Consider the following 13,772-nt stretch of genomic DNA (forward strand, 5'->3'; position numbering starts at 1 on the left):
AAATTATGAGCCTGACGTTTGTCAGTGAGCAATTACTCGCTGTAAATAAGCTGAGTCACCAAGACCTGTTCTCCGTATTGGGTCAACTGGCTGAACGGCGCCTCGATTATGCCGATCTCTATTTTCAATCCAGCTACCATGAAGCCTGGGTGATTGAGGACAGCATTATCAAAGATGGCTCTTACAATATCGATCAGGGGGTTGGCGTGCGTGCTGTCAGCGGTGAAAAAACCGGCTTTGCCTACGCAGACCAAATCACCCTGAATGCTTTGCACCAGAGTGCTCAGGCGGCACGCAGTATTGTGCGCGAAAGTGGCAACGGCAAAGTCCAGACGTTGGGTGAAATCAGCCACCAAGCGCTGTATCCGCTGCTTGATCCATTACAGAGCCTGTCGCGGGAGGAGAAAATTGCCCTGCTGCACCGGGTGGATAAAGTTGCGCGCGCTGCCGATAAACGTGTGCAGGAAGTCACGGCCAGCATCACCGGTGTCTATGAACAGGTGCTGGTCGCGGCCACCGATGGCACGCTGGCGGCGGATGTTCGCCCATTGGTGCGGTTTTCTGTCAGCGTGCTGGTAGAAGAAGACGGCAAGCGCGAGCGTGGGGCCAGCGGCGGCGGCGGCCGTTTTGGTTATGACTATTTTCTGGAAAGCGTCGATGGCAAAGTGCGTGCTGATGCGTTTGCCGAAGAAGCGGTGCGTATGGCGTTGATCAATCTTTCGGCTGTTGCAGCCCCTGCGGGCACCATGCCGGTGGTGCTGGGTGCGGGTTGGCCAGGTGTGCTGTTGCATGAAGCGGTCGGCCATGGATTGGAAGGTGATTTCAATCGCCGTGGTACATCCGTATTCAGCGGCCAGATAGGCCAATTGGTGGCTTCCGAACTTTGTACCGTGGTGGATGATGGTACTCTTCAGGGCCGCCGTGGTTCACTGGCGATTGATGATGAAGGGGTGCCGGGTCAATATAATGTACTGATCGAGAACGGTATTCTGAAAGGTTATATGCAGGATAAACTTAATGCGCGCTTGATGGGCGTTGCACCCACCGGTAATGGCCGCCGTGAATCTTATGCTCATTTGCCAATGCCGCGTATGACTAATACTTATATGCTGGCAGGGAAGTCGACACCAGAAGATATTATTGCCAGCGTGGAATACGGCCTGTATGCCCCCAATTTTGGCGGTGGACAAGTGGATATCACTTCCGGCAAATTCGTGTTTTCAACCTCAGAAGCTTATTTAATCGAAAAGGGCCGTATCACTAAGCCCGTTAAAGGCGCAACGCTGATCGGTTCCGGTATTGAGGCGATGCAGCAGATTTCGATGGTTGGTAACGATCTGGCACTGGATAAAGGTGTTGGGGTGTGCGGCAAGGAAGGGCAGAGCCTGCCGGTTGGTGTCGGCCAGCCAACGCTGAAACTGGATTCTTTAACCGTCGGTGGCACCGCGTAATTTAGGTTAAAGATCCACAGAGAGGGCGAAAGCCCTCTTTTTATATTTTAGGCAGCCAAAGAAAAGATTATTTTATAGCATAATTGGCTGGTGATATTATTTACGGTAAATAAAAGAAACTACATAAAAATGTTTTCAGTTATTTGCAACTGTCCAACTTGGGAATGTTCCTGATTACTCGTTGATTGAGTAATTAAAGCGTAAAATGGCTGCTTGTATGGTGCAGAGATATTTCGCTAGAATGCACCAAAATTATTAAAGTGGTTTATTTTAATGGGCTCAGGAATTCAACAGAGCACAGCAATAATATTGCTGTGCTTATCTTTTTGTTCTGGCGTGAGCGCTAATATGCTTAGCCCGGCAGATCGCGACACCATTCAGCAGCAACAGCGTGATCTGTTGCAGCAAAACCAGCAGCAGCGCCAGCAACTGCAACGCAGCATAACGCCTACGCGCCCAACGGCTCCGCCAGCAGCGGCTACCGGTGGGCCTTGCTTTACCATTAACACGATCCACCTTGATGGCGCCACCCACTTGCCCGCCCGTGCGCGGCAAACGCTCACCCAGCCTTATTTACAACGCTGCCTGGATCTGGCTCAGATTCAGACGTTGGTACAGCAAATCTCCGACTGGTATATCGCGCGGGGCTATATCACCAGCCGCGCGTTTCTCACTGAGCAGGATCTGTCCCACGGGGAGCTGAAACTGCTGGTGTTAGAGGGCCAACTGGAGAAAATCCAGTTGGATAAACGCGACGACCGGATGCTGAAAATGGCCTTCCCCGGCCTGATAGGCAATATCCTTAACCTACGTGATATCGAACAGGGTATGGAACAAATCAACCGCCTGCGCCAGCAGCCGGTACAGATTGAAATCCTGCCCGGCAGCCAGCCGGGTTATTCGGTGGTTAACCTGACTGCTACCCCGGAGTTCCCGCTGATGCTGGGGCTGGGGTTTGACAACAGCGGGCAGAAAAGTACCGGCACCGGGCAGATCAACGGTTCGCTGACCGGTAATAACCTGCTGGGGCTGGCGGATCAGTGGTTTGTCTCCGGTGCGCGCAGCAGCGATTTCGCCAACGATCACAACGCACGCAGCGTACAAGCGGGTTTCAGCCTGCCTTACGGTTACTGGCTGATGGACTACAACTATTCCTACAGTGATTACCTTTCCACCATTGATAATCAGGGCTTCGATTGGCAATCCAGCGGCGACAGCCAAACCCACCGCTTCAACCTGTCACGCGTATTGTTTCGTAACAGCGAGATAAAAACTGGCCTGGCGTTGGGGCTGACGCACCGCATCAATCGCAATTACCTGAACGATACCCGGCTGGAAAGCAGCAGCCGCAAGCTCACCAGCCTGTCGTTGGGGGCCACGCACAGCCACAAACTGTGGCACGGTTTTGCGACGTTTAACCCGACCTACAGCCATGGCGTGCCGTGGTTGGGCGCGGAAGACGACAGTGGCAAAAGCCACGATGCGCCAAGAGCGGAATTCAACAAGTATTCACTTTCCAGCAGCTATTACCTGCCGCTGGCACAGGACTGGACTTACCTCACCAGCGTTTACGGTCAATGGTCGCCGGATCGCCTATACGGCAGCGAACGCCTGACCATTGGCGGAGAAAGCTCGGTACGGGGCTTCAAGGAGCAGTATCTGTCCGGGGATAACGGCGGTTACTGGCGTAACGAGGTGAACTGGTCGCCGTTCAGCCTGCCATACCTGGGCAACATCACCCTGCTGGCTGCCGTGGATGGCGGTTACCTGCGCCACGACTCACAAGACAGTTACGCCTCCGGCACGCTGTGGGGCGGTGCGGTCGGGCTGGGTAGCCGCAACCGTTATTTTGGCAGCCAGTTGACCGTTGGCTGGCCGCTGTCGCATCCGAGTTGGCTGGAGCCGGACCGGGTTTCTGTTTATTACCGCATCAATATTGTTCTTTAATTTTAATTTCCAGGGAAAGGTTTTAACACATGAGTCAGTCAACGGATCGTCCTCTGCATGCCACCCAACGTTGGCTGAGCTATACCCTGTGTGCGGTACTGGTGTGGCAGCCAGTGTTGCCCGCTGTTGCCAGCGGCGTTAATGTCGCCACCGGTAATACCAAACTCGATCAGGCCGCCAACGGCGTGCCGGTGGTCAACATCGCTACCCCCAACCAGGCTGGTATTTCCCACAATAAATACAACGATTTCAACGTGGGGAAAGAGGGGCTGATCCTCAACAACGCCACCGGGCAACTGAATCAGACCCAGCTTGGCGGTCTGATCCAGAACAATCCCAATTTACAGGCTGGGAAAGAAGCCCAGGGCATCATCAACGAAGTGGTGACACCGAACCGTTCACAGTTACAGGGCTACCTGGAAGTGGCGGGTAAACAGGCCAGCGTAATGGTCGCCAACCCGTATGGCATCACCTGCGACGGCTGCGGCTTTATCAACACGCCGAATGCCACCTTGACCACCGGCAAACCGGTGCTGGGTGCCGATGGCAAACTGCAAGCGCTGGAAGTGACCCAAGGGGCGATCAGCATTCAGGGCAACGGGCTGGATGCCAGCCAAAGCGACAAGTTTGCGCTGATTGCCCGTGCCACCGACATCAACGCGCAACTGCATGCCAAAGACGCGGCCATCACGCTGGGTGCCAACCGAGTGGATGCGCAAGGCAATACAACGCCGATCATCGGCCAGGGCGAAGTGCCGAAAGTGGCGATCGACACCGGCGCGCTGGGTGGCATGTATGCCAACCGTATTCATCTGGTGTCCAGCGAAACCGGCGTTGGCGTTAACCTCGGCAACCTTAATGCCCGTGAAGGGGATATTACCCTGGATGCCAACGGCAAGCTGAGCCTGAATAACAGCCTGGTGCAGGGTAGCCTGAACGTTAAGGCTACCGAGGTAGCGCTGAGTGGCAACCATAAAGCCGCTCAGGACGTGATCTTGAACAGCCAGGGGCAGATGGTGCTGGATAATGCTTCGGTGAAGGCCGGTAGGCAAATGGCTTTCACGGGGGATGAATTGGCGTTGCATCAGGCGACGCTCAGTGCAACTCAGGATATCCGCTTGAATGCAGCGGGTTTGTTGCGTTCAGCCAACAGCACTGTGCAGGCGGGAACCGATGCACAAGGCAACCTGACCGCTACGCAAATGCTGGCGGTGAAAGCTGGTGAACAGCGATGGCTGAACAGTCAGCTCGGGGCAGGAACCGTCACTCTCGAAGCCCAGCAGGGTTTGATTCTGGACGGCGGTTCTCAGCTTACCGGGTTGAACGGCGTTAGCCTGCAGGGTGGTACGCTGAATCTGGCGGGGAAAGCCAGCTCCGGTGGCGATTTCACCGTGCAGGGTAACAGCTTGCAAAGTGCTACCGGCAGTTTGCTCAGCGCCCAGCGGGATATCCACTTTAGCTTCAGCGGTAGCGCGGACTGGCAGGGGCAATTGACCGCCGGGCGCGATCTGGTATTACAGAGCGAAAACCTGAATAACGCAGGCCAACTGGCAGCTAACCGTCACGGCCAAATAACGGCAAAAAGCGTGAGCAACAGCGGGCTGATACAGGCGCAGGGGAGCCAGAAGGTTAACGTTGGGCAGCTCAATAATAACGGCCAACTGCAAGCGGCTGGCGCGTTGACGTTGCATGCTGATGCGGTCAATAACCGTGGTCTGATTGGCTCACAGCAGGCGTTGGCACTGACGGTGCGGGATACGCTGGACGTGAGTGGTTCACTGTATGCCGCAGGGCCACTGGAGGTCGATGCCGGTGAGTTTCTGCTGGCCGGCCGGGTTACCGGGGTGGAGCGCATTGCCCTCACCGGTAACCTGAGCGCCAAAGCAGGTTCGGCGTTATTGAGTGCGGGTGATATCCGCCTGCAAGGTGACCAATTCCTGCTGAGTGGCTTGTTGTCTGGCGATGGTGCCCTGACGGTGACCGGTAAACAGCTCACCACGGGTGACGGCGCACAAATCCAGGCCAAAGACGGCATTGTATTAACGGTGGCGCAGGATGCACAGCTTGCTGGGGTGTTCACCACGCTGGGGGATTTACGTTTCAGTGGTGCACAGGTGGAAAGCCGTGCGGATATGGTCGCCAATAACCTGGATTGGCACAGCGATAGCCTGATTCAGCAAGGGCGTATGCAGGCTGACCAGCATTTCACGCTGGCGGTCAAGCAGCTCCATCAGTCAGGGGCATTACAAGCCGGGCAAACACTGAACCTGCACGGTGAACAATTCACTAACAGCGGGCTGATTGGTGCACCGCAGCTTGAGTTGGCGTTTACCCGCAGCCTGGATAACAGTGGTTCACTGGTAGCAAGCCAGGGGCTGACGTTGGATGTGCCTGTGTTAAACAACAGCGGCACTCTGGCGGCGAAGACGTTGGCAGTGAACACCCAGAATCTGGATAACCGTGGCTTGATACAGGCCGCAGCCAACGCCGATATTGAGACACAAACGCTGATTAACCGTCTTGAAGGGCGTTTGCTGGCAGGGGGGATTTTGTCCTTGTATGGCGCTCAATTGAGCAACGGGGGCAAAATTCAGGCTGCCGACTTGAACGTGGAGATGCAAAACTGGATCAACACGGGCAGCGCGTTGGGCATTGATAGCGTCACGGCGCAGGTGGCACAGCAGCTCGACAACAGCGGGCAACTGTTGAGCCAGGGAACCATTGCCTTAAATGCGCCAACGTTGACCAATAGTGGGAAAGTGCTCAGTGAAAGCCAACTTACCCTCAATGCGCAACAGTTGACCAATAATGGGGAAGTGCAAGGTAACACCACACGCTTGAACGCCAATCAACTGACGAACAGCGGTAATCTGATCGGTGTGAAGCAGTTGCTGCTGCAACTGCAACAGGACCTGAATAACGCGGCTACCGGCAAGCTTTTAAGCGGCGGTGAGTTGCAGGTGAACGCGGCGGCAGTCAGCCATGCCGGGCTGTGGCAAGGTGAGCGGATTATCCTGGCGGCGCATCAGTTGGACAGTACCGGCACGTTACAGGCGAATCAGCGTATTCAACTGGATCTGAGCGGCAATCTTTACAGCGGAGTGGGTAGCCAGATTATCACCAACGGTGAAGCGGCGATTAACGCGCTGGCGTTAGTGAATCAGGGTAACTGGCAGGCAAGCCATTTATCCCTGCAAGGCAATTCACTGCACAACAACGGCATGATAGCCGGGGTCAATCAGCTTCAGGCCGAGATTAACGGTGATATCACCCAACAGGCGAGCGGGCAGATACTGAGCAATGGCGTGGCGAACCTGAATGCCAACCTGGTGGATAACCAAGGGCGCATACAGGCCGGAACGCTGTCCTTGCAGGCGGTAGAGCTCACCAACGGCGGCATCTTGTTGGGGCAGGAGGCATTCAGTGCGCAATTGAGCGGCGTGTTCCGTAACCTGGCGGCGGGCGATCTGCGCAGCCAGAACGGGCTGCAACTGAACGCGGCAGGGCTGGATAACGCAGGCACTGTTCAGAGCGCGGGGGCCACTCAACTGGTGCTGACCAGCCCGGTGCTTAATGCAGGCAAGCTGGTGATTGGGGGCGCGTTGGATCTTAGTGCACCGATTCTCAATAACAGCGGCTGGCTGCAAGCGGGCAGTATCTCTTTTAACGGTAGCCAACTGGATAACACCGGTACTCTGATTGCCGCAGGTGATAGCCGGCTGACGCTGGATATTTTCAACAACCAGGGAACGGTGCAGGGCGAGTATCTGCAACTGAACGTTGGCAGTCTGAATAATGCAGGTACGGTGCTGGCAACGCAGCATATGGCTTTGCAGGCTCGGCAGATAGAAAACCAACAGTACGCCAAACTGTTCAGCGCCGGTGATTTGGCGCTGGTAAGCGGTTCGCTCAGCCAGTTTGGGCAATTGGTGGCGTTGGGTAATATTGCGTTGACGTTGAACGGCTCTTTTATACAACAAGGCACCTTGGCGGCAGGAAATGCGCTAAGCCTTGATGCCAACGGTGATATCACCCTGGCCGGTGCAACACAGGGCCAGAGCCTGGCTATTCACAGCACCGGGCAATTCACCAACGCCGGCCAACTGCGCGGCGGTAACGGCGAAGTGCGGATTAACGCAGCGAGCATCACGCAAAATGCCGGTTCCAGCCTGCAAGCGGGCGGTCACGTACAGCTACTGAGTGGCAGCATAATCAGCAACTCAGGTTTTATCGGCACCGCTGGCAATCTGTTGCTGAGCGCGGTGAGCCAACTGTTCAATAACGGCATGCTGTACAGCGGTGGCAATATGCACCTGCTGGCGGACCGTATCACCAACCAGTACGGCGATATTCTGGCAGGTGACAGCCTGTGGATGCAGCGGGATGCCGCAGGCAATGCCAACAGCGAAATCGTCAACGCTTCCGGCACCATTGAAACCGAGAACGGTGATATCACCCTTAACACCGCGCATTTGCTGAATCAGCGTGATGGGTTAGTGGTTGATAGTCAAACGGTTAATCTGGGAGTGGGTAATAATATCGGAGAGGCTTTTGTTAGCGTCCCGATTGGCGAACTGGACCCAGAGAGTTATGGGTTCTATTTGCGTGAATGGACACAGCAGGTTGGTTCATGTAATGGCCATGGTGCTTGCGATCATATTAAGCATAAGGACTACTACTATGCGCCATTCCTTGATTCTGCGATTCAGAAGTTTGCGCAAACACAAACGCGGATCGATGTCATCAGCCAGGGCGGGGCTTCACGCATTGCATCGGGCAGGGATTTGAGCATTTTTGCTGGGAGCCTTGAAAATAATGCCAGTGATATTCTTGCTAATCGCAACATCATGCTGACTGGCGGGCAGCTCAGCAACCAAAGCTATCAGGCTGGCACCTCCACAGATTATTTTGTTTATCAGTATTTTGAACAGATTGGTTCGTTGGGTGGAGGGCAGAGAAATCCCTCATTTGCCGATGAAACATTGCAACTCCCAGTAGGGAAACGGCCGATCAATAACAGCATTAAATTTACGCTGACCGGACGTGAGACGGTGAATGAAGATGGCGAACTCTATCGCTCCGTTATTCAAGCCGGCGGCGCAGTTAACGCTAATTTCACCAGTGATATCAGTAACACCACGCTCACGCCAAACGCAGGCAGTATCAGCCATACGCTGGCTAAACCCACGCTGGATGGCTTGCAGCAGCCGGGTAACGTAGCAGGTACGCAAGCGCAGGAATTATCAGGTGATCAAAGCATTTCTGTGGGAACACCGGCCTGGAAAGATAACCTGCAAAACGCGCTGGGTTCTTTGGGCAACAATACTGCAAATCTGGCGGATTACCCGTTGCCTAACGGCAGCGATGGCCGTTTTGTGCCAAATCCTGATCCGAACAGCCCATATCTTATCACCACCAACCCTAAGTTGGATGGCCTGGGGCAGCTCGACAACAGCCTGTTTGATTCACTGAACGCGATGCTGGGCTTACAGCCGGGCAGCGCACCGCAGGAAACAGACAGCCGTTACACCAACCAATCGCAGTTTATCGGTTCGGCTTATTTTCTTTCTCGGCTGAATTTGAACCCGGATTACGACTACCGTTTCCTCGGGGATGCGGCTTTTGATACCCGTTATATCAGCAATGCTGTCTTGCACCAGACCGGAAGCCGCTATATCAACGGCGTCGGTTCCGATCTGGCACAGATGCAATATCTGATCGACAACGCGGCACAGGCGCAGACCGACCTTGGCCTGCAATTTGGCGTCAGCTTAACGTTGGCGCAGATTGCTCAACTGGACAAAAGCATTGTCTGGTGGGAGAAGGTGACCGTTAACGGCCAGACGGTGCTGGCACCTAAGCTGTATTTGTCGAACAGCGATACCGTTTCCCTGAACGGCAGTGTGATCAGCGGCAATCAGGTGAACCTGAACGCAGGCAGTTTGACCAACGATGGCAGCACCATTCAGGGCGCTGAACGGCTGAATATTATCAGCCAAGGGAGTATCAGCAACCTGAACGGCGGTCTGCTGAATGCGGCAGAGTCTCTGCAACTGAGCGCCATCGGGGATATCAGCAATATCGGTTCTACCATCAGCGGCAATCAGGTTGCGTTGGAAAGCCTGGATGGCAGCATCATCAACCAGACGCTGACGCGTCAGTGGGAAGTGCAAGGTTCACTGGGCGGCTGGCTGCCACAAAACCTGTCGCTGTCGCGTACTGAGGTCGGTGATGTCGGCACTATTCGGGCCGGTGATTCGCTGAGCCTGAGCGCTGGGAACAACATCGATCTTCTGGGGGCGAAAGTGACCTCTGGTGGGGCAATGGCGCTGTCGGCGGGGAACGATATCAACATTCAGGCAAACACGACCTACGATGCTGATAAGCACCAGGGTTGGAGAAGCGTAAAAGAGAGTGAGACACGCAGCAGTCAGGGCAGTGAAATCAGTGCTGGTGGGCCGCTAGAGGTGAGCGCAGGCCGTGATGTGAATGTGCAGGCCAGTCAGGTGGGTAGCCAGAGTGATGCTACCCTGGTTGCTGGGCGTGATATCAACCTGCTCACGCACGAAGAGAATACCAGGCAGAAAAACAACGGTACTGAGCAGCGCAGTAACGATGCCACGCGCAGTACGGTGACCAGCGGCGGTGATCTGGCGCTGGAAGCTGGTCGCGATATCAATTCACAGGCGGCAGCGATAGCGGCGGACAATAACGTCAGCCTGAGTGCCGGGCGTGACGTGAATCTCAACACTCAGCAAACCAGCCAGTACAGTGAAAGCAAAAGTGGCAAGCGCCAGCAGGTGAATGAAGCTATTCGCCAGCAAGGTACTGAAATTGCCAGCGGTGGCAATACCACCATCAGTGCCGATCGTGATGCCACCCTGAATGCGGCACAGGTGCAGGCCAGCGGTGATGTGGCGGTGAGTGCCGGGCGGGATATTACGCTCAACAGCGCCACCGAGAGCGACTATAGCTTCTTTGAGGAAACTAAAACCAAGAAAGGTTTCTTGTCGAAAACCACCACCCATACGGTGCGGGAAGACTACGCGACACAGGAACAAGGGTCGATGCTCAGCGGCAACAATGTGTCGCTGTCTGCGGGCAATGACCTGACGGTGAAAGGCTCGGCGGTGGTGGGCGATGGTCAAATCAACCTACAAGCGGGGAATAACGTTGAGATTGTGGCCGCAACGGAAGAACAATCAAGTTACCAACTGAACGAGAAGAAAAAGAGCGGCGTGTTCAGCGGTGGCGGGTTGGGGTTCACCATCGGCAGCAGCTCGTCACGCCATCAGGTTAACGAGGACGGCACCACCCAGAGCCAGAGTGTGAGCACCATTGGCAGTACCGGCGGCGATGTGAACATCGTGGCGGGGGGTAAAGCGCATATTGGCGGCGCGGATGTGATTGCCAACCAGAACCTGTCGGTGACCGGTGACAGCGTACAGATTGACCCGGGGCACGACAGTTATCGGCGTGATGAAAAGTTCGAGCAGAAGCAAAGTGGTCTTACAGTTGCGTTATCTGGCCCGGTTGGCAGCGCGGTCAACAGTGCCGTCACCACGGCGCAACAGGCCCAGAAAGAGACCGATGGTCGCTTGGCCGCGTTGCAGGGGACTAAAGCGGCATTGTCTGGTGCTCAGGCCGTGCAAGCGGGGCAGTTGGTGCAGGCACAAGGTGGCGATGCGAAGAGTATGGTGGGTATTAGTGCTTCACTAGGCTCACAAAAATCGTCCTCACAGCAACATCAGGAACAAAAAACCGTCAGCGGTTCGACGCTGACAGCGGGTAATAACCTGACGGTCAATGCGACTGGCAAGGGAAATTCCGCTGACAGTGGGGATATCCTGATCGCAGGTAGTCAGTTGAAAGCGGGTGGGGATACCACGCTGGATGCGGCCCGTGATGTGCAATTACTCGGTGCGGCGAACACGCAAAAAACCGACGGCAGTAACAGCAGCAGCGGCGGCAATATTGGCGTCAGTTTGGGGGTGAGCGGGCCGAGCAGTGGCCTGAGTGTATTTGCCAATGGCAACAAGAGCCAGGGTAACGAGCACGGCGATGGCACATTCTGGAGTGAAACCACCGTCGACAGCGGCGGCACACTTTCGATACACAGTGGCCGGGATACCACGCTGGCGGGTGCACAGGCGAGTGGTGAAACGGTAAAGGTTGATGCCGGACGCAATCTGACGCTGCAAAGCCAGCAGGACAGCGATAACTACGACGCGAAGCAGACCAGCATTAGCGGTGGCGTCAGCGTCGCGGTTGTGGGCAGCGGCAATTCAGCCAATCTGAGCATGAGTCGTGACAAACTGCACAGTAATTACGACAGTGTGCAGGAACAAACGGGTCTTTATGCTGGCAAGGGTGGCTTCGATGTTACGGTGGGTGAGCATACCCTGCTTGATGGCGCTGTGATTGCCAGTACGGCAGAGGCTGATAAAAATCGGCTGGATACCGGTACGCTGGGCTTTAGCGATATCCATAATCAGGCCGATTACAAGGCCGAGCATCAAGGCGGCAGCCTGAGCAGCGGTGGCCCGGTAGGTTCAGACCTGCTGACCAATATGGGTGGCATTGCGCTGTCTGGTCTGGGCAATAAAGGACATGCAGAAGGCACCACTCAGGCGGCGGTGTCGGGCGGTAGCGTGGTTATTCGTGACCAAGCGAACCAGCAGCAGGATATCGCCGATCTGAGCCGGGATACGGATAATGCCAACGATAGCATCGGGCCGATCTTCGATAAGGAGAAAGAGCAGAATCGGCTTAAAGAAGCACAACTGATAGGGGAGATTGGCGGGCAGGTAGCGGATATCGCCCGTACGCAGGGGCAGATTGTTGCCACCAAAGCGGCGAACGAGAAGATGAAGGACATTAAGCCTGAAGATCTCGCCGCCGCAGAAGCTCAATGGAAGAAAGCCAACCCTGGCAAGGAGCCAACCTCGGAGGATATCAGCAAGCAGATTTATCAGACGGCTTATGATAAAGCGTTCAATGAATCGGGCTTTGGAACTGGCGGCCAGGTACAACGAGCGATACAGGCGGCTACGGCGGCGGTTCAAGGATTGGCCGGAGGGGATATGGCGGCTGCACTGGCTAACGGTGCCGCGCCGTATATCACTAAGCTGATCGCAGATTCGTTGCCGAATGATCCAGCAGCCCGTACTCTGGCTCATGCCGCAGTTAATGCGGCTCTGTCGGCAGCACAAGGGAACAACGCGTTGGTGAGCGCGGGTGGTGCGGTGACCGGGGAACTCCTCGGAATGATCGCGGTGAACGCCTACGGCAAGTCAGTTAGTGAACTGAGTGAGTCGGAAAAGCAGACAGTTTCAGCGTTGGCCACGTTGGCAGCAGGGTTGGCAGGTGGTCTGATAGGCGACAGCATGGCTGATGTTGTGGCAGGGGCCCAGACCGGCAAGACGGTGGTGGAGAATAACTATCTGAGCACGGCGGAGAAGAGTCGTCAGACGGAGTTGAACCATAAACAGAACCTGACACCACAAGAACAGCAAGAGCGTGATGCTTTGAATCGTAAGGATTTAGAAAGCGATCTTGCAGTGATGCAGGCTTGCCAAGGTAGCGGTGATGCTTGTCAGGCTGAAAGGGAAAAAGCTCGGGACGCGTTAGATACCTACATCAACCAGACTTACCAGAACCCTAAAGAGGCTCAAGCAGGTTATCAGCAGATAATGAACTTGCTGAACTCTACAGACCCGAATGCGAAGGAAGTGTTCAACATTCTGGAAGGGTATACGCAGGCGTTCATGTCGTTTGGGTATACGGAAGAGGAAGCCAAAGCGCGAGCGGGAGCCTATGTTGGTTCAATGTACATCGTGGGTGGTGTGAGTGCTGTAGTCGCATCGGGTGCACTGGCGAAGCAGTTTGGGAAGGATGTAGCGTCGGGTGGTAAAAACTCAACGTCGGGGGCGACAAATTCACTTGTTGATAATAGTTCTGGAAAGGGGACTACAGGGTCTTTAACTGGCTCACAAACTAAACTTCCTCCAAATGCAACACCTGAGAATATACGCTCTTTAGTTAGAGAAAATGAAAGTGCTGAGATTCTTTCAAAGAATGGTTATCATGTGGAGCAGAATCCAGTTACATCTGGAGTTAAAAACCCTGATTACAAGATCAATGGTGAAATATTCGATAATTATGCTCCGAGTTCTAGCAACATCAGAAATATATGGAGAGAAGTAGATAAAAAAGTACAAAAAGGTCAAACAAATAGTGTTGTGATTAATTTAGCTGACTCAAAAGTGACAGTGGCTGATTTACAAAAGCAATTCAACGATTGGCCCGTTAAAGGGTTAGATAAAGTTATTGTCATAGATCAATCTGGAAAGGCAGCAAGAATTAAATAAGGTA

Annotated in this window: 3 protein-coding genes; all 3 read left to right on the forward strand. The window is 54.6% G+C overall.

What is annotated here, in order from left to right; all coding sequences use genetic code 11:
- Positions 1–5: 5 nt before the first annotated feature.
- The 3 genes from tldD to Z042_RS06630 all read left to right on the forward strand — a co-directional run bounded on the left by tldD (position 6) and on the right by Z042_RS06630 (position 13,768).
- Positions 6–1,451: a metalloprotease TldD gene (tldD, locus tag Z042_RS06620; protein WP_024913294.1), complete on the forward strand. Its 1,446-nt coding sequence runs from the start codon at positions 6–8 to the stop codon at positions 1,449–1,451.
- Positions 1,452–1,724: 273 nt separating this feature from the next.
- A complete protein-coding gene (locus tag Z042_RS06625) occupies positions 1,725–3,398 on the forward strand; it encodes a ShlB/FhaC/HecB family hemolysin secretion/activation protein (protein ID WP_024913293.1) in 1,674 nt (557 codons plus the stop codon).
- 29 nt (positions 3,399–3,427) lie between these two features.
- Positions 3,428–13,768, forward strand: a complete 10,341-nt coding sequence (locus Z042_RS06630; RefSeq protein WP_024913292.1) for a hemagglutinin repeat-containing protein — start codon at positions 3,428–3,430, stop codon at positions 13,766–13,768.
- Positions 13,769–13,772 lie beyond the last annotated feature (4 nt).

It is taken from the genome of Chania multitudinisentens RB-25, from assembly GCF_000520015.2.
GTDB classification, from domain to species: Bacteria; Pseudomonadota; Gammaproteobacteria; order Enterobacterales; family Enterobacteriaceae; genus Chania; species Chania multitudinisentens.